The 25003-nt window shown below is 61.0% G+C and carries 27 protein-coding genes and 1 tRNA gene; 26 read left to right on the forward strand and 2 right to left on the reverse strand.

The features are described from left to right. Positions 1–243 precede the first annotated feature (243 nt). Both rpsB and tsf read left to right on the forward strand, forming a co-directional pair. Positions 244–1026: a 30S ribosomal protein S2 gene (gene rpsB / locus CD351_RS07855; RefSeq protein WP_111992074.1), complete on the forward strand. Its 783-nt coding sequence runs from the start codon at positions 244–246 to the stop codon at positions 1024–1026. A gap of 110 nt (positions 1027–1136) precedes the next feature. Then, on the forward strand, positions 1137–2063 hold the full coding sequence (tsf, locus tag CD351_RS07860) for a translation elongation factor Ts (protein ID WP_111992075.1): 927 nt from the start codon (positions 1137–1139) through the stop codon (positions 2061–2063). 168 nt (positions 2064–2231) lie between these two features. On the opposite strand, the gene CD351_RS07865 is transcribed toward tsf, so the two are convergent. Next, a complete protein-coding gene (locus CD351_RS07865; RefSeq protein ID WP_111992076.1) occupies positions 2232–3689 on the reverse strand; it encodes a serine hydrolase in 1458 nt (485 codons plus the stop codon). An 81-nt stretch (positions 3690–3770) separates the two neighbouring features. On the opposite strand from CD351_RS07865, the gene CD351_RS07870 reads away from it, so the two are divergent. The 13 genes from CD351_RS07870 (at position 3771) to CD351_RS07930 (ending at position 15308) form a co-directional block, all read left to right on the forward strand. Further along, a complete protein-coding gene (locus CD351_RS07870; protein ID WP_111992077.1) occupies positions 3771–4298 on the forward strand; it encodes a MarR family winged helix-turn-helix transcriptional regulator in 528 nt (175 codons plus the stop codon). Between the two features lie 88 nt (positions 4299–4386). Then, positions 4387–4638 (forward strand): hypothetical protein, encoded by a 252-nt coding sequence (locus tag CD351_RS07875; RefSeq protein WP_111992078.1) that lies wholly within the window; start codon positions 4387–4389, stop codon positions 4636–4638. Positions 4639–4980: 342 nt separating this feature from the next. Continuing rightward, entirely contained in the window at positions 4981–5712 is a 732-nt protein-coding gene (gene pyrH, locus CD351_RS07880) for a UMP kinase (RefSeq protein WP_174214256.1), read from the forward strand. Positions 5713–5715: 3 nt separating this feature from the next. Continuing rightward, on the forward strand, positions 5716–6273 hold the full coding sequence (gene frr, locus CD351_RS07885) for a ribosome recycling factor (RefSeq protein ID WP_111992081.1): 558 nt from the start codon (positions 5716–5718) through the stop codon (positions 6271–6273). Positions 6274–6350: 77 nt separating this feature from the next. Continuing rightward, positions 6351–6992, forward strand: a complete 642-nt coding sequence (uppS, locus tag CD351_RS07890) for a polyprenyl diphosphate synthase (RefSeq protein WP_234027292.1) — start codon at positions 6351–6353, stop codon at positions 6990–6992. After that, complete coding sequence (locus CD351_RS07895) at positions 6979–7713, forward strand: phosphatidate cytidylyltransferase (protein WP_111992085.1); 735 nt, start codon at positions 6979–6981, stop codon at positions 7711–7713. Before uppS ends, CD351_RS07895 begins: the two co-directional genes overlap by 14 nt. 1 nt (position 7714) lies before the next feature. Then, on the forward strand, positions 7715–8878 hold the full coding sequence (dxr, locus tag CD351_RS07900; protein ID WP_111992086.1) for a 1-deoxy-D-xylulose-5-phosphate reductoisomerase: 1164 nt from the start codon (positions 7715–7717) through the stop codon (positions 8876–8878). Beyond that, on the forward strand, positions 8871–9992 hold the full coding sequence (gene rseP / locus CD351_RS07905) for an RIP metalloprotease RseP (protein ID WP_369880222.1): 1122 nt from the start codon (positions 8871–8873) through the stop codon (positions 9990–9992). The genes dxr and rseP overlap by 8 nt, the downstream gene beginning before the upstream one ends. Positions 9993–10285: 293 nt before the next feature. Then, positions 10286–12985 (forward strand): outer membrane protein assembly factor BamA, encoded by a 2700-nt coding sequence (gene bamA, locus CD351_RS07910; RefSeq protein ID WP_174214257.1) that lies wholly within the window; start codon positions 10286–10288, stop codon positions 12983–12985. Next, positions 12985–13671 carry an OmpH family outer membrane protein gene (locus CD351_RS07915; protein ID WP_111992096.1) on the forward strand — a complete coding sequence of 229 codons (687 nt, stop codon included), beginning with the start codon at positions 12985–12987 and terminating at the stop codon, positions 13669–13671. The genes bamA and CD351_RS07915 overlap by 1 nt, the downstream gene beginning before the upstream one ends. 33 nt (positions 13672–13704) lie before the next feature. Further along, the gene (gene fabZ, locus CD351_RS07920; RefSeq protein WP_111992098.1) at positions 13705–14184 is read left to right on the forward strand and encodes a 3-hydroxyacyl-ACP dehydratase FabZ; all 480 of its coding nucleotides are present in this window, start codon (positions 13705–13707) and stop codon (positions 14182–14184) included. 451 nt (positions 14185–14635) lie between these two features. Then, positions 14636–14860, forward strand: a complete 225-nt coding sequence (rpmE, locus tag CD351_RS07925; RefSeq protein ID WP_007163702.1) for a 50S ribosomal protein L31 — start codon at positions 14636–14638, stop codon at positions 14858–14860. Positions 14861–14981: 121 nt separating this feature from the next. After that, positions 14982–15308 (forward strand): multidrug efflux SMR transporter, encoded by a 327-nt coding sequence (locus CD351_RS07930; protein ID WP_111992100.1) that lies wholly within the window; start codon positions 14982–14984, stop codon positions 15306–15308. Between the two features lie 9 nt (positions 15309–15317). Here CD351_RS07930 and CD351_RS07935 read toward each other — a convergent pair whose 3' ends face one another. Beyond that, positions 15318–15953, reverse strand: a complete 636-nt coding sequence (locus CD351_RS07935) for a 2OG-Fe(II) oxygenase (protein WP_111992102.1) — start codon at positions 15951–15953, stop codon at positions 15318–15320. Positions 15954–16190: 237 nt separating this feature from the next. Between CD351_RS07935 and CD351_RS07940 the strand changes: the two genes are divergently transcribed. From CD351_RS07940 to CD351_RS07990, 11 genes are all read left to right on the forward strand, one after another. Then, positions 16191–16267: transfer RNA gene (locus tag CD351_RS07940), tRNA-His, on the forward strand. A 60-nt stretch (positions 16268–16327) separates the two neighbouring features. Then, positions 16328–17395, forward strand: a complete 1068-nt coding sequence (locus CD351_RS07945) for a Glu/Leu/Phe/Val dehydrogenase dimerization domain-containing protein (protein WP_111992104.1) — start codon at positions 16328–16330, stop codon at positions 17393–17395. Between the two features lie 86 nt (positions 17396–17481). After that, complete coding sequence (gene ccmC, locus CD351_RS07950) at positions 17482–18243, forward strand: heme ABC transporter permease CcmC (protein ID WP_111992105.1); 762 nt, start codon at positions 17482–17484, stop codon at positions 18241–18243. Next, positions 18240–18380, forward strand: a complete 141-nt coding sequence (gene ccmD, locus CD351_RS07955) for a heme exporter protein CcmD (protein WP_111992106.1) — start codon at positions 18240–18242, stop codon at positions 18378–18380. The genes ccmC and ccmD overlap by 4 nt, the downstream gene beginning before the upstream one ends. Continuing rightward, positions 18377–18847 (forward strand): cytochrome c maturation protein CcmE, encoded by a 471-nt coding sequence (gene ccmE / locus CD351_RS07960; protein WP_111992107.1) that lies wholly within the window; start codon positions 18377–18379, stop codon positions 18845–18847. The genes ccmD and ccmE overlap by 4 nt, the downstream gene beginning before the upstream one ends. A 6-nt stretch (positions 18848–18853) precedes the next feature. Continuing rightward, entirely contained in the window at positions 18854–20869 is a 2016-nt protein-coding gene (locus CD351_RS07965; RefSeq protein WP_111992108.1) for a heme lyase CcmF/NrfE family subunit, read from the forward strand. Next, positions 20866–21393, forward strand: coding sequence for a DsbE family thiol:disulfide interchange protein (locus CD351_RS07970; RefSeq protein WP_111992109.1), 528 nt, complete (start codon positions 20866–20868; stop codon positions 21391–21393). Before CD351_RS07965 ends, CD351_RS07970 begins: the two co-directional genes overlap by 4 nt. Then, on the forward strand, positions 21393–21827 hold the full coding sequence (locus CD351_RS07975; protein ID WP_111992111.1) for a cytochrome c-type biogenesis protein: 435 nt from the start codon (positions 21393–21395) through the stop codon (positions 21825–21827). Before CD351_RS07970 ends, CD351_RS07975 begins: the two co-directional genes overlap by 1 nt. Further along, a complete protein-coding gene (locus CD351_RS07980; protein ID WP_111992113.1) occupies positions 21824–22465 on the forward strand; it encodes a tetratricopeptide repeat protein in 642 nt (213 codons plus the stop codon). The genes CD351_RS07975 and CD351_RS07980 overlap by 4 nt, the downstream gene beginning before the upstream one ends. A 116-nt stretch (positions 22466–22581) precedes the next feature. Then, the gene (locus tag CD351_RS07985) at positions 22582–24537 is read left to right on the forward strand and encodes a potassium transporter Kup (protein WP_111992115.1); all 1956 of its coding nucleotides are present in this window, start codon (positions 22582–22584) and stop codon (positions 24535–24537) included. 66 nt (positions 24538–24603) lie between these two features. Then, positions 24604–25002: a hypothetical protein gene (locus CD351_RS07990; RefSeq protein ID WP_111992116.1), complete on the forward strand. Its 399-nt coding sequence runs from the start codon at positions 24604–24606 to the stop codon at positions 25000–25002. The last annotated feature ends 1 nt before the right edge of the window (position 25003 follow it).

The raw sequence follows: 25003 nt of genomic DNA on the forward strand, positions 1-25003 counted from the left end.
AAGTGTTCCACAGGGTCAAGAAGTTTGTTCCATTTGTGTTCTAATCGTTTCACTTGGCACTAGATTTTGTGGGTCGATGCCCGTATGTGCGCGGCCTCGCTTGTCTGCGAAGGCGAATCACCGCCCCAACCGGCCAGGCGAAATTCACATGGAAGGCCACACATACCGGTGCTTGCCGAGCGGGATCTCCGCCAGTTCAAGTTTCCACGGCCTTCCAGAGGAACAACCGGAAAGGAAATACCTATGGCGGCCACTACCGTCACCATGCAGCAATTGATCGAGGCCGGCGCACATTTCGGCCACCAGACCCACCGCTGGAACCCGCGGATGAAGCCGTACATTTTCGGCAACCGCAACGGTGTTCACATCATCGACCTGTCGCAGACCGTTCCGCTTTTCGCGCGCGCTCTCGATTTCGTTGAGCAGACCGTTCGCGCAGGCGGCAAGGTCCTGTTCGTCGGGACCAAGCGTCAGGCGCAGGAGCCGATCGCAGAAGCCGCTCGTCAGTCGGGCCAGCACTTCGTCAACCACCGCTGGCTGGGCGGCATGCTCACCAACTGGAAGACCATCAGCGGTTCGATCAAGCGTCTCAAGACCCTTGAAGAGCAGCTTTCGGGCGACACCAGCGGCTTCACCAAGAAGGAAGTCCTGCAGCTCACGCGTGAGAAGGACAAGCTTGAGCTTTCGCTGGGCGGTATCCGCGACATGGGCGGCATTCCGGACGTAATGTTCGTGATCGACGCCAACAAGGAAGACCTCGCCATCAAGGAAGCCGCCGTGCTCGGCATTCCGGTGATCGCGGTTCTCGACACCAACGTTGATCCCTCGAACATCGCATTCCCGGTTCCGGGCAACGATGATGCGAGCCGTGCCGTTCGTCTTTACTGTCAGGCCATCAGCGATGCGGCGAATGCCGGTCGCGGCCAGGCTGTCGAGCAGTCGGGCGAAGATTTCGGCGCATCCGAAACCCCGCCAGCTGAAGCGCCTGAAGTGACTGGTGCCGAAGAAGCTCCGGCAGAAGCCTGATCCGATCCCGGTGGCGCGCAACCTGCGCGTCACAATTCAAGACTAGCGCGCCGGGCACACCTTTGAACGGGTGCTCTCCGGCGCCCCCTAACTTACAAGAGGAAATCACCATGGCTGCATTTTCCGCCGCTGATGTGAAGAAATTGCGCGAAATGACCGGCGCTGGCATGATGGACGCCAAGAAGGCTCTCGAAGAGACCAACGGCGACCTCGAAGCAGCGCAGGACGCGCTGCGCGCCAAGGGTCTGGCCGCTGTCCAGAAGAAATCGTCGCGCACCGCGGCTGAAGGCCTCGTCGGCGTTGCTGTTGAAGGCACCAAGGGCGTCGCTGTCGAAGTGAACTCGGAAACCGACTTCGTTGCGAAGAACGACCAGTTCCAGGACTTCGTGCGCAAGACCACCCAGGTCGCGCTCGGCATGGACAGCGACGATGTCGAAGCTCTCAAGGCTGCCGACTACCCCGATGGCGGCACCGTCACCGAAAAGCTGACCAGCAACGTCGCCACCATCGGCGAGAACCAGCAGGTCCGCCGCATGCAGACCGTTTCGGTATCGCAAGGGTCGGTCGTCTCCTACGTCCACAATGCGGCCGCAGAAGGCCTCGGCAAGATCGGCGTTCTCGTCGCTCTCGAAAGCGACCTTGGCGCAGACGTGCTTGAGCCGTTCGGCAAGCAGCTTGCCATGCACATCGCATCGATGTTCCCGCAGGCACTCAACGCCGAAGGCCTCGACCCCGAAGTGATCGAGCGTGAGCGCAAGATCGCCGCGGAAAAGGCAGCCGAAAGCGGCAAGCCTGACAACGTGCAGGAAAAGATGGTCGATGGCGCGATCAAGAAGTACGCGAAGGAAAACGCGCTTTTGTCGCAGATGTTCGTCATGGACAACAAGACCAGCGTCGAAGACACCGTCGCCAAGTTCGGCAAGGACAATGGCGGCAGCGTCAAGCTGACCGACTATGTCCGCTTCCAGCTTGGCGAAGGCATCGAGAAGGAAGAAAGCGACTTCGCAGCAGAGGTCGCAGCAGCCGTCGCCGGCTAAGCTTCTTTTCGAAGCTACAGGCTAATTCGAAAAGGCCGTCGCAACATCGCGTTGCGGCGGCCTTTTTCGAATCCGGAGCCGATGACGGTCCGGTTGCGGTCCGATTGCGGATATTCGAGCCGATGCCATGTTCGGGGCGCTTGCATCGTTACGATGGCAGAAAACGGGTCAGTCTTGGGCCAGCTCATCAATGCGGGCTTTGGCCTCTGCATCATCTGGGACACGCTCCAGATATCTGCGGTACATCGTGAGTGCCGATGCGGTTTGACCTGTGACACGCAGGCCCTCGGCCAACCTGTAGATAGCATAGTCGGAGTTTGGATGCAGCGCGCTGTTAAGTCGCAGCAGGTCGATCCCGACAGTGTTCTGTCTGCGATGAATATTCCTGAACGCGGCGAGATCCATCATACCCTCGCGCGTTTTGCGACCATCAGCCTCTGTCCGGGCGCAAGCCATGCTCGCTTCGACACCATTGAGTGCGGCAAAATCGATTAAATCCTGAGTGAAACGGTAATTGCGCGTCTCATCTGTCGGGCCTGCAACGAGTTCATGCACGAAGGCCTCAATATCCCAATATGCGTCCACATCTCCATTGGTAAGGACGATGAAGGTCGTGTCGATCTCGGGAAACATCATGAGTTCGCAAGCGACCCCATAATGGCCGCCAGAATGCCCCAGAAGACGGACACCGTTGAGGTCTTGTTCGATGACCCCGTAGCCATAGCTCCCGACGGGCGTCTGCGAGCGGCCTTGAAGCAATACCTGTGTCATTTGCCGGGAAAGCAAACGGTTGCGGGTGAGCGCGGTGGCAAAGTGATGCAGATCTCGAGCCGTCGAGTAAGCTCCGCCCCCTGCGCTCCCGCGCGGTTCTAGACGACTGCTGCAATCGACCCATTCTCCGGGTGTTTCTTCAGAACGCATATACGGGATTGCACGGTTGGAGACATCGGCATCCAGTCGCCAGTTGCCGGTGTTTGCCATTCCCGCTCGCTCGAATATCGCTTGCTGCACATGCTCGTAATAGCTCTTGCCTGTCACCGCTTCGATGATCAGCCCGAGTACGACATAGCCGCCGTTCGAATAGGAGAATGCACTGCCCGGTTCATGCTCGAGAGGAATGTTTGCGAACAGCGGCAGATAGTCGCGATGACTTTCAGGATGCGGACCGTCCAGCTCTGCCAGTCCCTGCCAGTAATTGCCGATGCCAGACCTGTGCATCAGCAAATGGGCGATCGTTGCCCGTTCAGCCGCATCGCGACCGGGGTAGTCCGGCAGGTGCATGCCTACAGTATCATCAAGCGAGATCGCTCCAGCCTCGACCAGTTGCAGGATGCAAGTGGCTGTGAACATTTTCGGTATGGAGGCGAGGTTGAACTTCGTGTCGATGGTGTTGCGCTCGCCGCTGTCCCTGTCTGCTAATCCGAAGCTATCGGAAAATTCGACATTCTCCCCGCGTGCAAGCAACACGGTTCCGCTCAGATCCATGGTTCGAACCAGCGCTTGTGAATGACGTGCGAGCTTTTGGCCCTGTCCTTCGTGGGAGGTGCAGTTTGCGAGGGCGAGCGCCGAAGCAAGCTTGCCGCCAAGTGAAAGCGCCTCGCGCCGTGACGTTCTTGGAAAATGCATGTCGACCACTCGCTCTTGCAATTCTTCGGTGCAGGGCCATTGTGTAACTGGTTACCCATAATTACGTAATTGGTTACGGATATGTCAAGCAGATTGACCGCGAGAGCGGATGAAGATCGCGAGGATGGTCTCGCAGTTTACGGGGCCTTCGCTCTCGGAGGGCGTTTGAGGCGCCTCAGCGACAAGATCGATCGCGATGCGAAGTCGATCTACGACAAGATGGGCGTTCAATTCGAACAGCGCTGGTTTCCCATCTTCAACTGTTTGCGCGGTGGGGAAAAGCTGAGTGTTACCGAGATTTCGGACCGGCTCGGCCTTTCACATGTCAGTGTCAGCGTGACGCGCAAGTCGCTTGAGGCGGCACAGCTCGTCACCTCGATCGCGGATGAGAATGACGGCAGACGTTCTGTCCTGACCTTGACCGAAGAGGGTGAAGCCCTCTCGGAGAAGCTTGCACCGTTGTTCGCTGCGCTGGATCTGGCAGCAGCAGATCTGAATGCAGAGGCAGGAGACGCCATTGCTGCGATCGCAAAGCTTGAACACGCGTTGGACAAGAAGTCCCTGTCAGAGCGCACCGCTCATTTTCTGGATGAGAGTAAGGCGCAATAGATTCAGGTCTTTGTCGGGTCCAAGCCAGCTTGGCCGGGGTCACGGCGGCCTTTTTCCTTATTAGTCATTCGTTTGTGGGGCGCGGCTTATGCATTCGCTTATGAACCGCTTCGCCGTTCCATTTGTCATAACAGGCCTCGTCGCTCTCGCGATTGCGATGGGGTATGAGGAATCGATTTCGGGCCGCAGGGCGGGCGGGGTTCGCTTGCTCGGTCAGTTTCTCGACTGGCTGCTGGTTGAGCCGCTGACGCTGCCGGGCGCGCTGGCTTTTGTGTTCGTGGTGAGCCTGTTCTTCACGCTTGTCTTCACCAGTGGTGGCAAGCCAAACAAGACGTCCTGACAGCGCTGCCACGCTTCGGTGGTCGCCATGGTGCCGCGCCGTTTTCCTACACAGGTTCAAATCGCTACCACTAACGCTGTTCTTTGACATTGTCGGGCATAGCGGAGCAGGGCGGGGGCAAAGTGTAACCCTGGCCGATCTGGAAAGTCACACATCCTACACGCGATAACCGGGATTACCGCTTGAAAACACTCGCAAAACAGGCAGGGCGCGTTTTTTGGAAACACCCCTTTGCGTGTATCGCATCTGCGGAAGCGCAGCGCTAATCCCCTTGGCATTGCCACGCCTCCCCGATAAGGGCTGCGCAACGTCGCGTTACGACAACGAGGGAACCCGTCCTACATGATACAGCCTTCCGAGATGCCTTCGATAAAGCGCGTCCTCCTCAAGCTTTCGGGCGAGGTGCTGATGGGAGAGCAGGAATACGGGATCGACCCGGCTTACGTGGCGCGGCTGGCCGAAGAGGTGAAGACAGCGAAGGAAGCGGGACTTGAGGTCTGTCTGGTGATTGGCGGGGGCAACATCTTCCGCGGCATCAGCGCAGCGGCCAAGGGTCTCGATCGCACGACCGGCGATTACATGGGCATGCTGGCGACCGTGATGAACGCGCTGGCGATGCAGAACGCGCTTGAGCAATTGGGCGTTCAGACGCGGGTGCAGTCGGCTATCCCGATGAGCAGCGTATGCGAACCTTACATCCGTCGCCGGGCGGAACGGCATCTGGAAAAGGGCCGCATCGTTATCTTCGCAGCCGGCACGGGCAATCCCTTCTTCACCACCGACACCGGCGCTGCCCTGCGCGCTGCCGAAATGAACTGCGACGCGTTGCTCAAGGGCACGAGCGTCGACGGCGTCTATGACAGCGATCCCAAGCACAACCCGGATGCCCAGCGCTTTGACACGATCAGCTATGACCGCGTCCTGTCCGACAATCTCAAGGTTATGGATGCAACCGCGGTTGCGCTTTGCCGCGAGAACGACATTCCGATAGTGGTGTTCTCGATCCGCGAAAAAGGCAACGTTGCCCGCGTCCTGTCGGGCGAAGGCACGCAAACGATAGTACAGAAGGACTAGAACATGCCTCAGTATGACAAGGCAGACACCGAGCGCCGGATGAAGGGCGCTGTTGAATCGCTCAAGGGCGACCTTTCAGGCCTGCGCACCGGGCGCGCCAACACCTCGTTGCTCGATCCGGTGGTGGTCGAGGTTTACGGCTCGATGATGCCGATCGGCCAGGTTGCGACCGTCAACGCTCCCGAACCGCGCATGCTCGCGGTGCAGGTGTGGGACAAGAGCAATGTCAGCGCGGTCGAGAAAGGCATCGCCAAGGCCAATCTCGGATTGAACCCGATGACCGACGGGCAGACCATCCGCCTGCCGATGCCCGACCTTACAGAAGAGCGCCGCAAGGATCTGGCAAAGCTTGCCGGGCAATATGCCGAGAAAGCCAAGATCGCGATCCGCAACGTGCGCCGCGATGCGATGGAAGCGTTGAAGGCCGACGAGAAGAAGAAGGAAATCTCGGAGGACGATCGCAAGCGGATGGAAGACGAAGTCCAGAAGCTGACCGACAAATACGTCGCCGAAACCGATGAAGCGGCGGCGAAGAAAGAACAGGAAATCCTGACCCAGTAAGCGCTTCGACAGGGGGCCAGGGGATCGAGGAGAGGAAACGCTTGGGCGAAGGTCGCGCCAAACATGTCGCCATCATCATGGATGGCAATGGTCGCTGGGCCAAGAAACGCGGGCTTCCGCGCGCCGTCGGCCATCAACGCGGTGTCGAGGCGGTGCGCAGGCTTGTGCGCGGGCTCGACCCGATGGCGCTCGACTGCCTGACGCTTTACGCCTTCAGTTCCGAAAACTGGAAGCGTTCCGAAGACGAGGTCGATGACCTCATGAACCTGATGCGCAAGTTCATCAAATCCGACCTTGAGGAATTCGTCGCGAACGGCGTGAAGCTCAAGATCATCGGCAATTGGAAAGCGCTCGCGCCCGACATCGTGGCGATGCTGGAGGATGCTCTGGATCGGACTTCGGGCGGATCGAAGCTTCTTGCCGTTGCGCTCAATTACGGCGCTCAGGATGAGATAGCCCGCGCTGCTGCCATGGCGGCCGAGGCTGGCGAGATCACTGCCGACGCGATTGAGGCGCGGCTCGACACGTCGGACCTGCCCCCGCTCGACCTGCTGATCCGCACAAGCGGAGAGATACGCCTCTCGAACTTCCTGCTGTGGCAGGCGGCCTATGCAGAAATGCTGTTCGTCGACACGCTGTGGCCCGATTTCAAGCCGGAACACCTGGCGCAGGCGCTCGACGACTTTGCCCGCAGGGAGCGCCGTTATGGCGGACGCTGACACCAAGGGCAGCAAAGGCGGCTCGGCGATGAGCGACCTGCTCGTGCGGTTCGTTTCCGCAGTGGCCATGGTGGGCGTTGCCTTCATCGCCCTGTGGCTGGGGGGATGGTTCTGGGTCGGCTTCATCGTGCTGCTGGCCGGGCTGGTCCTGTGGGAGTGGAACCTGCTCGTCAAGGGCTTCGGCATCTCGCCCGTGGCGGAGGTCGCGTGGCAGTTCATCGGGGCGCTGTATGTGGGGGCGGCGGCGCTTGCGATGGTGCAGGTTCGGATCAACTACGACATGTGGACGGTGGCGCTCGCTTTCCTCGCGCCGATCATCGCGGTCGATGTGGGAGCCTATTTCGCGGGCCGACTGATCGGAGGACCAAAGATCGCGCCAAGCATCAGCCCGTCCAAGACATGGGCCGGACTGTTTGGCGGAGCGGTCGCGGCGGGCATATTCACGATCGGCATCGAAATGAGCGACGTCGTTGCCACGACGGCACCGGGATATACGCTTGGCGCGATTGGAATTGCCGCGCTTTCGGCTCTGCTTATCGCGGTGATCGCGCAGGCAGGCGACTTCTTCGAGAGCTGGATGAAACGGCGCGCCGGTGCCAAGGATTCCTCCAATCTCATTCCGGGCCACGGCGGCATTTTCGACCGGCTCGACGGCTTTATTGCGGTGTACTTCGTCCTCTTCCTGGTCGCCGTCGTACCTTCCTATATCGGATTGCAGTGAGATGACCCGCTCGATCACCCTTCTCGGAGCAACCGGCTCCATTGGCGCTTCGACGCTCGACCTCGTGCGGCGCAACCCGGACGATTGGAATGTCGAGGCGTTGAGCGCGAATTGCTCGGCGAAGGAGCTAGCGGCGCTCGCACGCGAATTCGGGGCGAAGGTCGCGGTTGTCGGGGATGAAAGCTGCCTTGATGAGCTCAAGGATGCGCTTGCCGGGTCAGGGATCGAAGCCGCTGGCGGCTCTGAAGCGCTATGCGAGGCGGCAGCGCGTCCCGTGGACATGACGGTTGCGGCCATCGTCGGCTGCGCGGGACTTGCGCCCACCATGGCAGCGGTCAGGCGCGGCGGGACAGTAGCGCTTGCGAACAAGGAGGCGCTGGTCTCTGCCGGTGACGTCATGATGTCAGCGGTCGCGCAGAACGGCGCAACGCTGCTCCCGACGGACAGCGAGCATAACGCCATCTTCCAATGCCTCGCGGGTGGCAAGATTGAAGACGTTGCCCGCATCACTCTCACAGCCAGCGGCGGCCCATTGCGCACGTGGTCGCGCGAGGCCATCGACGCGGCGACGCCTGAACAGGCGGTAGCGCATCCCAACTGGTCGATGGGCGCGAAGATAAGCGTCGATTCTGCGACGATGATGAACAAGGGGCTCGAATATATCGAGGCCTTTCACCTGTTCCCCGTCGGCCTCGATCGCCTGCGCATCGTGGTCCATCCGCAGAGTGTGATCCACTCGATGGTCGAATATCGTGACCGCTCGACGCTCGCGCAGCTTGGCCCATCCGACATGCGCGTGCCGATCGCATCGTGTCTCGCCTGGCCTGAGCGGATGGAGACGCCGCTTGAACCTCTTGACCTTTCAAGCATCGGCGAATTGACCTTCCACGCGCCGGATGAAGCGCGCTTCCCCGCAACCCGCATAGCGCGCGAGGCTATCGAAGCAGGCGGAGGTGCCCCTGCGGTCCTCAACGCCGCAAACGAGATCGCGGTGGAAGCGTTCCTTGCCGGTCAGATTGGGTTCAGCCGGATTACGGCAGTGGCAGAAACGACGTTGGCAAGCTATAGCGCTGCCGCGCCGGCCAGCCTGGAAGACGTGCTGGCACTTGACGCAGAGGCGCGCATCCGCGCCCGCGATGCTCTGGAGAACACCGCACTTGTTTGAACAGCCCCCTTTCTGGATGTACTTCGTCGGCTTCCTGCTGTTGCTGGGGCCGTTGGTGACGGTTCACGAGCTTGGTCACTATCTGGTCGGGCGCTGGTTCGGGGTTAAGGCAGAGGCGTTCTCGGTCGGTTTCGGCAAGGAAATCGCAGGGCGCACCGACAAGCACGGCACCCGCTGGAAACTCTCGGCGCTGCCGCTGGGCGGATATGTCCAGTTCAAGGGCGACATGAACCCGGCCAGCGTGCCGGACCCGAACGCTCCTGCCGAAGCGGGCAGCTTTCAGAGCGCATCCTTGTGGAAGCGCGCATTGATCGTCGCGGCAGGCCCGGTCACGAACCTTGTCGTCGCCATCGTGATCCTCGCCGCATTGTTCTCGATTTACGGGCAGCGTGTGGTCGCGAACCCGGAAAGCTCGACCGAGATCGGCGGCTTCTCCGAAACCTCGGTCGCGCAGGCTTCGGGCATGGAAGTGGGCGACCGGATCACCGCAATCGACGGTCAGAAGGTCGAGACGTTCGACGATATCGTTCGCGAGATAGCGCTCTATCCGGGCCGCGAAATGACCATCGTGGCGGAGCGCAGCGGCAATGAGATGGCTTTCGACGTAACCGCTGCACGCGTCACCGAAGAGGATGGCTTTGGCAACAGCCACACGGTTGGCCGGATCGGGGTTGCACCGGCAGCGCTCGAATACGATTTCCAGCCTGTCTCCATCCTCAGGGCAATCCCGCTTGCCGCATGGCAATGCTGGGACATGACCAAGATGATGGTGACCGGCATCAAGCAGATACTGTTCGGCGACCGCTCGATCAAGGAGCTTGGCGGACCGATCAAGATTGCCAAGTTCTCCGGCGAACGTCTCAGCCTGGGGCTGACGGAGTTTGTGTTCTTCGCCGCACTCATCTCGCTTAATTTGGCATTCATCAACTTCTTGCCAATCCCCGCACTCGATGGCGGGCATCTCGCGTTCTACGCGGCTGAGGCAATCCGGCGCAAACCGGTCGGGCCTCAGGCGACGGAGTGGGCGTATCGCACCGGCATCGCGATAGTGCTGGCGTTCATGGTGGTGGTTACCGTGAACGACGTGGTCTCGCTGCCGATCTTCGGAAGTTAGACCAGCGCAGTTAACCGGGCAGTCGCAGTCGCTGGACTGCGGCAGTTTGCCGGGGAAAGCGGGCACTCCATCCGGCATTGTGCGTATAGCCTGCTTGATTGCAGGTGACGCATCGGGCACAGGCGGGTGACGTTTTGGGACAGGCAGGGCTGACAGGCCATGCCGCGCGCTTTAAGGGGGCCCTAAAGAGGGCTGGGCGCGTTTACGAATACGGGTTGGACGGGAACATACTTTCCATGAATCGATGCGAGAATGCAGGCGCCCAGTCTGTGAAATCCACTTCTGTTAAAGCCATGAGTGCCACCGGGCGTTTGGCGATTGCGCTGACCGGCGCAACCATGCTGGCCGGGGTCCCGTACGCCGCGCTCGCGCAGGATGAAGCAGAGGCGCAAGCACAGGCACAAGCCGCTCCCGAAACCGCTCAGCCTGCGCCGGAGCCGACACCTGCTCCTGCACCCGCGTCGAACACGATCCGCACCATCAGCGTGACCGGTGCCGAGCGTCTCGAGCCGAGCACGATCCTTTCCTATATCCGCCTTCGCGCGGGCCAGGATTACTCGGCCGCCGCAGCTGACCAGGCCCTGTCCGACCTTTACGCGACCGAACTGTTCGCGAACGCCTCGATCCGCAATGAGAACGGCAACGTGATCATCACCGTGGTCGAAAACCCGGTGATCAACCGCATCGTTCTCGAAGGCAATGATCGCCTCGACGCTGAGAAGATCCTGCCCGAAATCAGGCTCGCCCCGCGCCAGATCTTTACCCGTTCCAAAGTCCGCGCCGACGTTGCGCGTATCGTCGAGCTGTACAAGCGGCAGGGCCGTTTCGCCGCGACGGTCGAGCCGCAGATGGTTCAGCTGCCGCAGAACCGCGTCGACGTCGTCTTCGAGATCACCGAGGGGCCAAAGTCCAAGGTTCGCCAGATCAACATCATCGGGAACGAACAGTTCTCCGATGGCGAACTGCGCAGCGAGATGGTGACGAAGCAGTCCCGCTTCTTCCGCTTCTTCAGCTCGAACACGTCCTACGACCCGGACCGTCTTGCCTTTGACCAGCAGAAGCTGCGTCAGTTCTATCTGACCGAAGGCTATGCCGACTTCCGCGTCGTATCTGCCGTGGCAGAGCTTACGCCGGATCAGCGCGACTTCATCATCACCTATGTTGTCGAAGAGGGTGAGCGTTACTCCTTCGGCGATGTCGAGGTGGAAAGCCAGCTGCGCGACTTTGACAGCGACGCCCTCCAGGCCGGCCTCGCCATGAAAACCGGCGACTTCTACAACGCCGCGTCGGTCGAAGACACGGTCGAGCAGCTGACCGAGCTTGCCGGACGCTTCGGTTACGCATTCGCCGACGTGCAGCCGCGCTTCAATCGCAATCCCGAAGACCTGACGATGGATATCACATTCATCCTGCGTCAGGCGCCGCGCGTCTATATCGAGCGGGTCGATGTGAACGGCAACACGCTCACACAGGACAAGGTGATTCGCCGCGAATTCCGCCTGTCGGAAGGCGATGCGTTCAACTCTCTGGGTGTTGCCCGTACGACTGCGCGTATCAACTCGCTTGGCTACTTCCAGGAGAACTTCGAGGTAAACCAGGTCGAAGGCTCCGCGCCTGACCGCATCGTGCTCGAAGCCAATGTAGAGGAGCAGCCCACGGGCGAGCTTCAGTTCTCTGCCGGCTTCTCCTCGATCGAGCGTTTCATTCTTGCGGGCAGCATCCGCCAGCGCAACTTCCGCGGGCGCGGTCAGACAATCGGGCTCAGCCTCAACTATTCGCAGTTCTCGCGCTCTGCACAGATCAGCTTTACCGAGCCTTATCTGTTCGATCGCAACATCTCTGCTGGCGCTGACATCTATCGCCGCGACTTCAACAGCTTCAACTTCAACCGCAACGACCGTCAGACGACATTCGAACAGGCGACCACGGGCGGCTCCGTGCGCGTGGGTGTTCCTCTGACCGAGTTCATGTCGCTGGTCGCCAGCTACACGCTCAACTACGATGAAGTGAGCCTCGACGAGGACCTGTTCTTCTCCGACATTGACGGCGATGGCGATATCGAATGCGATCCGTTGCGCGCCGGTCGCTTCCTGTGCGATGCGCTGGGCAATCGACTGTCGTCCATTGCTGGTCTCAGCCTCCAGTACAACTCGCTGAACTCGCTGCTTCGCCCGACGCGTGGCCGCCGCGTGACGCTCAGCACCGAGTTTGCCGGGCTGGGCGGCGACGTGCAGTATCTGCGTTTGCGCGGCCGCGGGCAGCAGTTTTGGAACGTCTTCAATTCGGGCTTCATCTTCTCGCTCTCGCTTGAAGGCGGCACGATTATCCCGCTCGAAGAGCGCGGTGGTGGCGGAGTTGATGACATTCTGCTCACCGACCGTTTCTTCCTGGGTGAGCCGCAGTTCCGCGGCTTCGACATTCGCGGCGTCGGCCCGCGTATTCTGACGCAGCCCTATGTCCTTGATGCGTTCAACAACAACCAGCTCGACGAGGATGGCAACCCGATCCTCATCACCGAGCGTAACCGCATTCGTGACGACTCGCTTGGCGGGCGCAACTACTATCTTGGCCGTGCAGAGCTTGAGATCCCGCTCGGCACCGGCGCGCGCGAGCTTGGCCTTCGCCCGTCGATCTTCCTCGATGTCGGCGCGCTCTGGGGCGTCGAACAACCGATCCTTCAGGACAATCCGACGGGTCTTCCGCAAACCGACACCAATGGAAACCCGCTGTTTATCAGCACGGATACGGGCGAACTTACGACCGATCCGATCGCCAGTGACGGCGTAACCCCCAACACCCGCCTGATCCGCACCAACAGTGCGATCCGCGAAGTCTTCCTGGGCGATTCGCCCAGCCCTCGCATCACGGCAGGTATCGGGGTCAACTGGAACTCGCCCTTCGGCCCGTTCCGCATCGATTTCGCCCAGACGATCCGCAAGGTCGAGGGTGATGACGACAAAACCTTCACGTTCAACGTAGGAACACAATTCTGATGAAGCTTACCACCAAACTCCTCGCCACCGGCGCGCTCGCGCTTGGCGCGCTCGCTGTAACTGCTCCGGCACAGGCACAGGTCGATGGCCGCGTCGCCACCGCCGACATCAGCCGCGCCATCATCGGCACGACGGCGCTCCAGACCGCATACAGCCAGATCGGCACCACCTATCAGGCGCAGATCGAACAGCGCCAGACCAAGCAGCAGGAACTCACCACGCTGCTTCAGCCGTTCGACACCAACGGCAACGGCCAGCTCGACGAAGCTGAACTGCCTGCCGTGCAGAGCGCGTCGAACTTCTCTCAGATCCAGACGCTCGAGCAGGAAGTCGCCTCGCTCACCAGCCAAGTGAACGCCGCCCGCATCTACGCGGTCGAGCAGATCCTCGCTCAGTACCCGGCAGCGCTTACCGAAGTGACCACGCAGCAGCAGGTCGTCATGGTTCTTCAGCCCGACGTGATCCAGTTCGCTGCACAAGGTGCCGACATCACGCAGCTGATCACCACCTCGCTCAACGCCAAGGTGCCTTCGGTCCAGATCGTTCCGCCCGCCGATTGGCGTCCGCAGCGCCAGACCGCGCAGATCTTCCAGGACATTCAGCAGACGCTCCTGACCGCCCAGATCATCCAGCAGCAGCAACAGCAGCAGGGTCAGCCGCAGCCGCAGACACCTGCGGGCCGTTAAGGCCAGATTGCGCGAAGTTTGAAGGGGCAGGGCATGAGCGAAGCCAGCAAAGAGTCGCAGCCGATCACCGACTACGACATCCACAAGGTCCTCAAGGCCCTGCCTCATCGCTACCCGCTTCTGCTGGTCGACCGGGTGAAGTCGCTCCATCTCAATGAGCGCATTCACGCGGTGAAGGCGGTGACCATGAACGAGGAGTTCTTCCAAGGTCACTTCCCCGGCGCGCCGATCATGCCCGGCGTCCTCCAGATCGAGGCGCTGGCGCAGGCCGCGGCGATCCTTGGCATCGAAACGCTTGAGCTCGCCGGGACCGGCAAGCTCGTCATCTTCATGGGTATCGAGAGCGCCAAGTTCCGCAAGCCCGTGACGCCCGGCTGCCTGCTCGATCTCGAAGTCGAGTTCCTCCAGCAACGCCGCACGATCTACAAGTTCAAGGGCCGTGCGAGCGTCGAGGGCAAGGTCACCTGCGAGACCGAGTTTACCGCAATGATTGCGGACCCGCCGGAAGGCTGAAGCTTTCCTGTTGGTGGCATTGAGCTCGCCCATCCGGGCGAGCATCCTCAGCGCTATTCCCTTCGCTTTACTTCGGGGCACCTGCGGGCGGGCGGTTGCCCTTGTGGCGTCTTCGGCGCCGATGGGCTCTCTTTCTTGGTGTCTTGTTGGTCTTTTGGACCATGCAAGGGGGTGGTTTCGAAAAACGGTTCCTGCGGGTATGGCTCTGTTATATTGGGGATTTTCGAGAATTCCGCTGTAGGATGTGTGACTTTCCAAGATCAGGCTCGCTCAAGCGTCTGCGTTTACCGGCAAAAGGCGCGGCGCGAGCAAGGATAGCTTCCCCATTCCAAGTAGGAAAACGCGGCTTCACAAGGCTTGCTTTCGCAGGCGAACCACATTAAGTGGCGCGCTTTCCCGCAATACAGCTCACCCGGTCGGTACCGGGCACCCGCTAGCAAGGACAGTTACGATGAAAGCCGAAGGGCATCCCGAATATCACATGATCACGGTCAAGATGACCGATGGCACCGAATTTCAGACGCGCTCCACTTGGGGCAGCGAAGGCGACACCCTGTCGCTCGACATCGACCCGACCAGCCACCCGGCCTGGACCGGCGGCAAGCAGCAGCTTCAGGAAGGCGGCCGTGTGGCAGCATTCAACAAGCGCTTTGGCGGGCTCTCCTTGAAGAAGTAAGCAGCCTCAAGAGGCAAGCAGCTTTAAAAAGCTTCGCGTCCTTCGGGACGCAGGGGAAGGGCGGTCCGACGGGGCCGCCTTTTTCCTTTGTCGGCCAACAATACGCTTGTATTCTTGCGCTATGAACGCCTGGATATACCTTGCCTTCGCCATTGCGCTCGAAATTGCGGGCACATTCCTGCTCAAGCTCTCGAACGGGTTCGAGAAATGGCAATGGGGAGTGCTCTCGATCGCATGCTATTCCGCCTGCTTCTGGGCACTCGCCCCTGCGATGAAGGTCCTTCCTGTCGGTATTGTCTACGCCATTTGGTCAGGCATCGGGATCGTTGCGGCCAGCCTTATCGGCATTTTTGCCTTTGATGAGCGGCTTGGCGCGCTACAATTCTTCTTTATGGCAATGATCCTGATCGGGGCTGTCGGCTTGAACCTGACTGTCACACACGGCTGATCCCTCGGCTCACCAAGGCCATTCCCTCTCGCGATACCACTTCGTAATCACGTATTTGACGCCCTTTCGCACCTTCATCCCGTGGTGGAGCGTGGCGGGGTTCACGCTGCCATCGGGCCGCGCATTGTTCCAGCACACGAGCTTTCCGGGCTCGGGCTGAAAGGTTTTCTTGATTACCTTGAACCGGGTCGCGCCGCCTGCTTCTACCGCGTTCAGATAGATCATGAAGGTCCAGGTGCGCTGGCCGCTGTGTGAGCAGAACTTCTCGTAATCCGCCCCGCCGGGTGTGAAGTAATCGGTGTGCGCCTTGAATTCCTGCCCCACGTCATAGCGCTGACCCTGAACGGGCTCACCCAGCTTCGGGTCGATGCCGCCAAGCGTCAAAAACCTCGCTTCCAGCTCTTTGACCGCAGGCTCGCCCGCGTCGAGGTCGCAGGTTTCGCTGGTGCGGAAATAATCGTCGCCATTGGCGTCCGCGATCGTGCTGGGGCGCCGGTCCTTATCAATCAGGCGCATAAGCTCTGCGCACAGGTCGGGGCCGATGAAGTCTTTCAGCTGAAACTGCTCGATCTTTGGATGCGGAACCCGCTGCATCCCGTCGTATCGGGCAAGCCTTGCGGCCACAGAATCGGTCACCGTATCCATGGCGTTTGACCTTAAAAGCCGCGCTGCCACTGGCAAGCTTCTAAGCGGGTGCGAAATAATCTTGCGCACATCGCTTTCAAACACAGTTTTCGCTTCCCTTGGCCGGTGGATTGTGCAACAGGCTCGCGCCCATCCACAGCGGCCTTGACGCGCCAAGCGCCGTCATTAAGTGCGGCGCTCTTGCGCAGCACTTGGCAAACGGTCTTGAATTGGATCGACGCTGGGGAAGGGCATGTGGCGATCGTAGCTCAGTTGGTTAGAGCGCCGGTTTGTGGTACCGGAGGTCGGGGGTTCGAGACCCCTCGATCGCCCCATTTTCTCCCAGGCTTTCAGGCTATGAGCCTTCCGCTGCGCCTTTATTGGGGGCTTTGCTCATGACCGCTTTCTGGACCGAACCCGACTTTGACGACCACGAGATGGTGCATGTCGTGCGCGATCGCGCATCGGGACTGATGGCGATTATCGCGGTCCATTCCTCGCATCTTGGCCCCGGCGCTGGCGGTACGCGCTTCTGGCACTATCCCGATCCCAAGGACGGCCTTCGCGATGCGCTGCGCCTGTCGCGCGGGATGAGCTACAAGAACGCGATGGCCGGCCTTGCGCTGGGCGGCGGCAAGGCTGTGATCCTCGCTGACGAGGCGCGCACGAAGACGCCCGAGCTGCTCGCCGCATTCGGTGACGCGGTCGAAGGGCTGGGCGGACGCTATGTCACGGCAGAAGACGTGGGCATTTCCGAGGCTGACATGGTGGCCGTGTCCAAGCGCACGCAGCATGTGAGCGGCCTTCCCGTAACGGGCGAGGGCAGCGCTGGCGGCGATCCCGGTCCGTTCACCGCTTACGGCATCTATCTCGGCATCAAGGCGGCTGCCCGGCACAAGCTCGGCACCGACAGCATGGACGGCGTGCATGTCGCGGTGCAGGGCACGGGCAGCGTCGGCGGCGGCGTGGCGCGCCTGCTGGCGAAGGACGGCGCGCGATTGACGCTGGCAGACATTGACGCGGACGGCGTCAAGGCGCTGGCTGACGAACTGGGCGCGGCGGTGGTCGCTCCCGATGCGATCATGACGACGCCATGCGACGTGTTCAGCCCCAATGCTCTGGGCGCGATCCTTGACGATGAAAGCATCGACAAGCTCGATACCAAGATCGTTGCAGGCGGCGCGAACAACCAGCTTGCCCGCGCACGCCACGGTCAGGCCGTGTTCGAGCGCGGCATCCTTTATGCTCCCGATTACGTCATCAACGCAGGCGGCATTATCTCTGTCGGCACCGAATATGCTGCGCGCCGTGATGGACGCCATGCAAGCCGCGACGAAGTGAACGCGCTGATTGAGAAAATCCCTGCGCGTCTCGGTGAAGTCTGGCACAAGAGCGATGCCGACAACACATCGCCCGACGTGGTTGCCGACCGCATGGCGCAGGAACTGATCGGGCGCGCCTGATTAACGGGGTGCAACCCGGTGTTGCAGTCTTTGCGCTCTTGCCCGGTGAGCCATTGGCTCTAATAGTACGCGCAAGGGAATAACCGGTGCATATATACGCCAATCCAAAGCGCTTTTTGTCGCTCGCCAAATGGCTCACCCCGCTTCTGTTCTGGAGCGGGTTGGTCCTTTCGCTGGGCGCGGTCGCTTGGGGTCTGTTCATGGTGCCGCCCGACCGCCTGATGGGCGAGAGCGTGCGCATCCTTTTCATTCATGTGCCCGCCGCGTGGCTCGGCATGGGCGGCTGGGCCGGCCTTGCGATTGCGAGCGGGGCTCTGCTGATCTGGAAACATCCGCTCGCAGGGCTTGCGGCGCGCGCGATCGCGGTGCCGGGTATGGTGTTTTGCGCGATCTGTCTGGCGACCGGTTCGATCTGGGGGCGCCCGACATGGGGGACCTGGTGGGAATGGGACGGGCGGCTGACCAGCATGCTGGTGCTGCTGTTCCTTTACGGCGGTTATATCGCCTTGACTCAAGCGTCGGCTCGCGAAGGCGGATCGTACAAGATCCCGGCGATTTTCGGTCTGGTGGGCGCGATTAACGTGCCGATCATCAACCGATCCGTGGTATGGTGGAACTCGCTTCACCAGCCACCTTCGATCACTGTCGGGAAGAGCGCGATTGACCCGACCTTTCTGTGGCCGCTGCTGGTGGCGGTGCTGGGTTTCTCGCTGTTGTTCGGAGGCGTGGTGCTGATGCGGATGCGCGCTCTTATTGCAGAGCAACAGGTGGAAGCGCGCCTGCGCCGCCGCGCGCTTGATGATGATGCGCCTCGCGCGGCGTCCACTATCGCGGAGCCTGCGGAATGAGAGAGGCGCTCGACCACTGGCCCTATGTCATCGGGGCATATGCCGTTGGCGCGGTAGCGCTGGGATTGCTGATCGCGTGGAGCTACACCACCATGCGCCGTGCAGAGAAACGTCGTGAGGACATGAGGCGCAAATGAAAGCCAAACATCAACGCATGACCCTTGTGGTGCTTGCCATCGTCGCGATCATCGGCGCTGGCCTGATTGCGACATGGGCGCTGCGCAGCCAGGCGAACTATTTCTACCTGCCCGAGCAGATGGCCGCAGAGCCGCCCGCCGTGGGACAGGCCGTCCGTTTGGGAGGCATGGTTCAGGAAGGCTCGATCGAGACGCAGGCTGACGGGATCACCGTCAACTTCGTTGTGACCGGCAATGGCGACAGCACGATCCCGGTGACCTATTCGGGCATTCTGCCAGACCTGTTCGTCGAAAATTCCGGCGTCGTGGCAGAGGGCAGCCTTCAGGCTGATGGCACGTTCCTTGCGACGAACCTGCTTGCCAAGCACGATGAGAATTATGTGCCGCGCGAGCTTGAAGGGCTCGAGGGGCATCAGGCCGATGAATATGCGGAAACCGTCGCGCAGACCACGCGAGGGATCGAGTAAGCCCCAATGATTGCAGAACTTGGACTTGTCGCCCTGTGGCTTTCGGCTGCGCTCGCCGTCTTGCAGATGGCCTCTGGCGCGATGGGCCTTGCGGGCGGGTACAATGCCCGGTTCGCAATCTATGCCCGCCCGGCTGCCGTGGTGCAGGCTTTCCTTGCGACGCTCGCTTTTTTCCTGCTGCTGTGGGCCTTTGCGATAACCGACCTGTCGATCAAACTGGTCGCCACCAATTCGCACTCAGCCAAGCCCTTTATCTACAAGCTTACCGGCACCTGGGGAAACCACGAGGGCTCGATGCTCCTTTGGGTCGCGGTGCTTGCGCTGTCGGGCGGATTGCTTGCCGGGCTTGAGCGGCGTTTGCCCGAAAAGACGATGAGCGCGACGCTCGGCGTGCAGGGTTTTGTAGCGCTTGGTTTCTACGCGTTTCTGCTCTTGTCCTCGAACCCGTTTGAGCGGCTTCCGGTCCCTGCGCTCGAAGGGTCGGGGCTCAACCCGCTGCTTCAGGATATCGGCCTCGCGATCCATCCGCCGACACTCTATGTCGGTTATGTCGGGCTTTCGGTCGCCTTCAGCCTGTGCATGGGCGCGCTCATCACCAAGCAGGTGACGCCCGATTTCGCCAAGGTCATGCGCCCGTGGGTGCTGGCGGCGTGGGTCTTCCTGACTTTCGGGATTACGGCGGGTTCTTACTGGGCCTATTACGAGCTTGGCTGGGGCGGCTGGTGGTTCTGGGACCCGGTGGAGAATGCCTCGCTCATGCCGTGGCTTGCCGCGACCGCGCTCTTGCATTCGGTCAGCGTGCTGGCCGCACGCGATGCGCTGCGCACGTGGACGATCATGCTGGGTGTGCTCGCATTCTCGATGTCGATGCTGGGCACGTTCCTTGTGCGCTCTGGCGTCCTCACCAGCGTCCATGCCTTCGCAGTCGATCCTGAGCGCGGTACGTTCATCCTGATCCTGCTTGGCCTGTATATCGGCGGCGCGCTCGGTGTTTTTGCCCTGCGTGCAGGCAGCATCGCCGAGGGCAAGCGCTTCTCTTTCACAAGCCGCGAAGGCGCCTTGGTGTTCAACAACGTCATGCTGTCGGCGATCCTTGCGATCGTGCTTCTGGGCACGCTCTATCCGCTACTGACCGAGGCGTTCGATGTGCGCGTCAGCGTGGGTCCGCCTTACTTCAACCCGGCCGGTGCGATCTTCGCTATCCCGATGTTCCTGGTCATGGCGGTGGGTCCGTTGCTGCGCTGGAAGGACGACAAACCGGCGCGCATCCAGTTTGAACTCGCAATGCTCGCTGCCGTGGTCATTGCGGTCTGTGCGCTCGTCGCGATCCTTGGCGATTACAGCATCTTGTCCGTTCTTGGACTTGCGCTCGCCATCGGGCTTGGCATCGCCGCTTTCCTGCCACTGCGCGGACGCAATCTGCGCCGTGTGCCGACGGCAACATGGGGCATGGTGATGGCCCATTTCGGGGTCGCGGTGGCCCTTTTCGGAATGGCCTGCGAAACGGCGTTTACTTCAGAGAAGCTCGCAGCAGTCGCGCCCGGCGGCGTGGAAGAAGTTGCCGGCTGGACCATCGAGCTTGAAAGCGTCGATCCTGTGGCCGGCCCCAACTGGACCGCTGTCGAGGCCCGCATCTTCGCTTCACGCGATGGAGGCGAACGGATCGAACTCAACCCGCAGGCGCGCAATTTCTGGTCGCCCCCGCAGGCCACCAGCGAAAGCGCGCTCGTCACCCGCTGGGACGGGCAGCTCTACGCCGTGATCGGCGATCAGGCAGGCGTTGATGCCAATGGCAACATGCGCTGGCAGCTGCGCGTCTGGTGGAAGCCGTTCGTGACCTTCATCTGGTATGGCGGTCTGCTGATCGCGTTCGGAGGCGTGTTGTCGATTGTCGGCCGCATCCGCGTCGACCTCAAGCGCCGCAACGCCAAGGCGCTTGGCGATGCCCGGCGTGAGGATATGGACGCGCTTACCAGTGGTGACCTGGGCACACGCGGCCCCGTGCCGGAGCCTGCGGAATGAACCGCGCGCTGTACCTCATCCCGCTCGGCCTGTTCCTGTTCTTCGCAGGGCTGGCTGGGTATATGCTGACCCAGCCCAAAGCAGACCAGATCCCCTCGCAGATGATCGAGCAGCCGCTACCCGAATTCACGCTCGAGCCTGCGCTCGGCGGGATGCCGGGCGTCAGCCGCGCAGATTTCGTCGGTGGCGAGCCTCGCCTGCTCAACATCTGGGCCAGCTGGTGCTTGCCCTGTATTGCAGAGGCCCCTCATCTTGAGCGTCTTCGCGAAGAGGGCGTCGAGATCATCGGCGTCGCGGTGCGCGACCGGCCCGAAGCGGTGGCGGACTTCCTTGGCCGCTATGGCAATCCATATACCCGCATTGGCGCGGACGAGATCAGCGAATTGATGATCGAGATCGGAGCATCCGGCGTGCCTGAAACCTACGTGATCGATGCGCAAGGCAACATCCGGTATCAGCATATCGGTGACGTGCGCGAGGAAACGGTGACGCTGCTTCTCGAAAAGCTGGAGGAGGCGCGCTGATGGCCAACCTTATGCGAGTTATCTTCGCGGTCCTCGCGCTGATCGCGGTCCCCCTGGCTGCGCAACAGAACATGCCGGCTGCGCCTTACGCCTACACCCAGCTTGAAGATCCGGTTCTGGAAGCCGAAGCCACGGCGCTGATGGAGACGCTGCGGTGTCTTAAGTGCCAGTCGCAAAGCATCAATGACAGCGATGCGCCGATGGCAGGCGACATGCGCCACCAGGTGCGCTCTCGCTTGCTTGCGGGCGAAAGCCCCGATCAGATCCGCAGCTTCCTGACACAGCGATATGGCGATTATGTCAGCTATCAGCCGCAAGTCAGCTCGACCACCTGGCCGCTTTTTGCGATCCCGCTGGTGCTGCTGGCACTCGTAGGGCTAATCCTGCTGCGGCGCCTCGGCAAAAAGCGTTCTGATGGTGAGCCAGCGCAATGATCGGTGCATGGATGGCAATCCTCGCGCTGGCGCTGGTCAGCTTCGCAATCGCTGCCTTCACGCTGCGCCTGCCGAAAGAAGGCTACGCGGTATTCGGGGCAACGCTGTTATTCGGCCTCGCCGCATATGGAATGCAGGGTTCGCCGGGGCAACCCGGTAGTCCGAAGCAGCCCGAGACGACGCAGCAGCGATCGGGTGAGGAAATGGTCGAGGCGCGCCGCCAATTATTCGATTCGATGACGCCCAAACCCGATTACCTGATGTTGTCCGATGGTTTTGCCCGGCGTGGAAAGTTTGCCGAGGCGGCACAGCTGCTCAGGCGCGGGTTAAATGACAACCCGGAGCATTTCGAGGGTTGGCTGGCGCTTGGCATGGCGCTGACAGGCCATGCGGACGGAATTGTCACGCCGGCGGCCTTCTATGCTTATGGAAAGGCGCGCGCGATCGACCCGGACAATCCGGGCGCGGATTACTTCCTCGCGGTTTCCTTCCTGCGATCGGGCGAGATCATCGCCGCGAGAGACACCTTCGCGCGCCTGCTTGAAAACACGCCCGAGGATGCACCGTGGCGCGCAGATACCGAGGCGCAGGTTGCCCGGCTCGACCAGATGATCGCCAACGCGCCGATGCTCCAGTAGGGGGCACGGTGCGGGGCGCGATATTGCAGGTGCGAACGCGCAGTGCTAAGGGCCGCGACCTTGGCCGAGACGCGGCGTAAACCGCCAACTCGCGCGCAGCAGGATAGCCGCTATTTATGAGCGATAACGCAGCCTCCACTTCGACAAGCAATGGCCCAGAGCACCTAGGCGCGCACACAGGCGCACACGCTGGCTCTCACAAGGGCTCGAAAGCTGCGCTTGCCGTGGGCGCGATCGGCATCGTCTTCGGCGATATCGGCACAAGTCCGCTCTACGCCTTTCGCGAGACTTTCGCTGGTACGGCAAGTGTTGCGATTGACCGGATGCATGTGCTGGGCGTGGTCAGCCTGATCTTCTGGTCGATGCTGCTGGTAGTGGCGATCCAGTATGTCACGATCCTGATGCGCGCCGATAACAAGGGGCAGGGCGGCTCGCTCGCTCTCGTCGCGCTGTTGTCGCGCCACATGGGCAAGTCGAAATATGGCTGGCTCGTGGTGCTGCTGGGCGTTTTTGCGACATCGCTTTTCTACGGCGATTCCATGATTACGCCCGCGATTTCCGTGCTCTCGGCGGTTGAGGGCCTGACTGTGGTCGATGCCGGTCTGCAGCAATATGTGATTCCCATTGCGCTGGGCCTGCTGGTCTTCCTGTTCATGCTTCAGGCGCGCGGAACGGCGAAGGTCGGCGCGCTGTTTGCGCCGGTGATGATCGTCTGGTTCCTTGTGCTCGCTTTGCTGGGCGGGTGGCAGATCATCAACAACCCCGATATCCTGTGGGCGCTCAACCCGTATTACGCGGTGATGTTCTTCGTCACCGATGGCTTCGTCGCGTTCCTCGCGCTGGGCGCGGTGGTGCTCGCGGTGACCGGGTCCGAGGCGCTTTATTCCGACATGGGGCACTTTGGACGCGGGCCGATGCGGCTCTCTTGGTTCGGATTTGTCATGCCGTGCCTGCTGCTCAACTATTTCGGGCAGGGCGCGATGATCGCAGGGCTCCCGGCAGAGGAAGCGGCTGTCGTCGTGCAGAACCCGTTCTTCCTGCTGGCAAGCGAGGAATGGCGCCTGCCGCTCGTTTTCCTCGCGACCGTTGCGACCTTCATCGCCAGCCAGGCGGTGATTTCAGGCGCGTTCTCGATTACGCATCAGGCAGTCCAGATGGGCTTCATGCCGCGCCTGTCGATCCTCCATACGAGCGAGACCGAAGGCGGGCAGATTTATATCCCGGTGGTGAACTGGGCGCTGATGGTGGCGGTCATCATCCTCGTGCTGACCTTCCAGAACTCGTCGAACCTCGCCAGCGCTTACGGCATCGCGGTCACGGGCGCTGTCACGATCGACACGCTTCTGATGGGCCTTCTCTTCGTCAGCGTCTGGAAGTGGAAGTGGTGGTACGCCGCGCCTGTCGTGTTGCTGTTCCTGATCGTGGACGGAGCATACTTTGCAGCCAACCTCACCAAGGTGCCCGATGGCGGCTGGTTCCCGCTTATGGTCGGCTTCATCGCCTTCACGCTGCTCACCACATGGTCGCGCGGGCGCAAGCTCATGCGCGAACGGATGAGCGAGGTCGCGCTGCCGATGGAGATTTTCGCCAAGTCGGCCAAGAACTCGGCCCTGCGCGTCCCCGGCACCGCGATTTTCATGGCGTCGAGCACCGCAGGCGTACCCTCAGCGCTGCTCCACAATATCAAGCACAACAAGGTGCTGCATGAACGCGTCGTCATCCTGACCGTCGATATTCAGGACGTGCCCTATATCGACCCGTCCGAGCGATGCGAATACACCGACATGGGCGACGGCTTCTATCGCGCGGTTCTGCGATACGGCTTCATGGAGGAAACCGACGTGCCCCAGGGCCTCAAGGGCATGGGCATCTATTGCGGCGGCGATTTCGACATGATGCAGACCAGCTTCTTCCTCTCACGCCAGACGCTGCTGGCTTCTGACAAGCCGGGAATGCCGATCTGGCGCGAGAAAATCTTTGCGTGGATGCTGAGGAACTCGGCGAGCGCGATGGACTTCTTCAAGCTGCCGACCAACCGGGTGGTGGAACTGGGCAGCCAGGTCGAGATCTGACTTCAGAATTCGATAATCCGGATGCGCTAAACCCTTGTCATGGCAGGGGTTGCGAAAAGGATTGGAATGATCGCGGTTTGGTGCCTTACCTTGCCGCTCTTGGGTTTTTCGCTTTTCGCATTGACCACACTATGGCCGTTGCTCGGGCTCTTTCTCGGACCGTATCTCTTCTACATCATTTATTCCGCCGGTGCAGTTCCATGCCTTGTCACGGCCAGCCTGTTCGAGTTTTGGTATCGCCGCATGTCGTTCCGGCGACAGTTGATCGTGACTGCTGCGACCGGCGCACTCGCATCGGTTTGCTGGATAGCAATTCTCGCCTCCAGCTCCCTCAGGATGAGCGCAGGATCATTTTATGCGCTGGTGGCGCTCGGATTCTCGGGCGGGGTGTCGGCACTTGTCATGCCGGTGGTAACCTGGGAGCTGAACGCCAGAGCCATCCTCAAAGCGCGTCTGGCGGAGTAGC

The sequence above is a fragment of the Erythrobacter sp. KY5 genome (genome assembly GCF_003264115.1).
GTDB lineage: Bacteria > Pseudomonadota > Alphaproteobacteria > Sphingomonadales > Sphingomonadaceae > Erythrobacter.

What these genes read in the sequence shown, in the direction of transcription:
- rpsB (WP_111992074.1), top strand. Translation starts at nt 244, where the DNA reads ATGGCGGCCACTACCGTCACCATGCAGCAATTGATCGAGGCCGGCGCA.
- tsf (WP_111992075.1), top strand. Translation starts at nt 1,137, where the DNA reads ATGGCTGCATTTTCCGCCGCTGATGTGAAGAAATTGCGCGAAATGACC.
- CD351_RS07865 (WP_111992076.1), bottom strand. Translation starts at nt 3,689, where the DNA reads ATGCATTTTCCAAGAACGTCACGGCGCGAGGCGCTTTCACTTGGCGGC.
- CD351_RS07870 (WP_111992077.1), top strand. Translation starts at nt 3,771, where the DNA reads ATGTCAAGCAGATTGACCGCGAGAGCGGATGAAGATCGCGAGGATGGT.
- CD351_RS07875 (WP_111992078.1), top strand. Translation starts at nt 4,387, where the DNA reads ATGCATTCGCTTATGAACCGCTTCGCCGTTCCATTTGTCATAACAGGC.
- pyrH (WP_174214256.1), top strand. Translation starts at nt 4,981, where the DNA reads ATGATACAGCCTTCCGAGATGCCTTCGATAAAGCGCGTCCTCCTCAAG.
- frr (WP_111992081.1), top strand. Translation starts at nt 5,716, where the DNA reads ATGCCTCAGTATGACAAGGCAGACACCGAGCGCCGGATGAAGGGCGCT.
- uppS (WP_234027292.1), top strand. Translation starts at nt 6,351, where the DNA reads ATGGATGGCAATGGTCGCTGGGCCAAGAAACGCGGGCTTCCGCGCGCC.
- CD351_RS07895 (WP_111992085.1), top strand. Translation starts at nt 6,979, where the DNA reads ATGGCGGACGCTGACACCAAGGGCAGCAAAGGCGGCTCGGCGATGAGC.
- dxr (WP_111992086.1), top strand. Translation starts at nt 7,715, where the DNA reads ATGACCCGCTCGATCACCCTTCTCGGAGCAACCGGCTCCATTGGCGCT.
- bamA (WP_174214257.1), top strand. Translation starts at nt 10,286, where the DNA reads ATGAGTGCCACCGGGCGTTTGGCGATTGCGCTGACCGGCGCAACCATG.
- CD351_RS07915 (WP_111992096.1), top strand. Translation starts at nt 12,985, where the DNA reads ATGAAGCTTACCACCAAACTCCTCGCCACCGGCGCGCTCGCGCTTGGC.
- fabZ (WP_111992098.1), top strand. Translation starts at nt 13,705, where the DNA reads ATGAGCGAAGCCAGCAAAGAGTCGCAGCCGATCACCGACTACGACATC.
- rpmE (WP_007163702.1), top strand. Translation starts at nt 14,636, where the DNA reads ATGAAAGCCGAAGGGCATCCCGAATATCACATGATCACGGTCAAGATG.
- CD351_RS07930 (WP_111992100.1), top strand. Translation starts at nt 14,982, where the DNA reads ATGAACGCCTGGATATACCTTGCCTTCGCCATTGCGCTCGAAATTGCG.
- CD351_RS07935 (WP_111992102.1), bottom strand. Translation starts at nt 15,953, where the DNA reads ATGGATACGGTGACCGATTCTGTGGCCGCAAGGCTTGCCCGATACGAC.
- CD351_RS07945 (WP_111992104.1), top strand. Translation starts at nt 16,328, where the DNA reads ATGACCGCTTTCTGGACCGAACCCGACTTTGACGACCACGAGATGGTG.
- ccmD (WP_111992106.1), top strand. Translation starts at nt 18,240, where the DNA reads ATGAGAGAGGCGCTCGACCACTGGCCCTATGTCATCGGGGCATATGCC.
- ccmE (WP_111992107.1), top strand. Translation starts at nt 18,377, where the DNA reads ATGAAAGCCAAACATCAACGCATGACCCTTGTGGTGCTTGCCATCGTC.
- CD351_RS07965 (WP_111992108.1), top strand. Translation starts at nt 18,854, where the DNA reads ATGATTGCAGAACTTGGACTTGTCGCCCTGTGGCTTTCGGCTGCGCTC.
- CD351_RS07970 (WP_111992109.1), top strand. Translation starts at nt 20,866, where the DNA reads ATGAACCGCGCGCTGTACCTCATCCCGCTCGGCCTGTTCCTGTTCTTC.
- CD351_RS07975 (WP_111992111.1), top strand. Translation starts at nt 21,393, where the DNA reads ATGGCCAACCTTATGCGAGTTATCTTCGCGGTCCTCGCGCTGATCGCG.
- CD351_RS07980 (WP_111992113.1), top strand. Translation starts at nt 21,824, where the DNA reads ATGATCGGTGCATGGATGGCAATCCTCGCGCTGGCGCTGGTCAGCTTC.
- CD351_RS07985 (WP_111992115.1), top strand. Translation starts at nt 22,582, where the DNA reads ATGAGCGATAACGCAGCCTCCACTTCGACAAGCAATGGCCCAGAGCAC.
- CD351_RS07990 (WP_111992116.1), top strand. Translation starts at nt 24,604, where the DNA reads ATGATCGCGGTTTGGTGCCTTACCTTGCCGCTCTTGGGTTTTTCGCTT.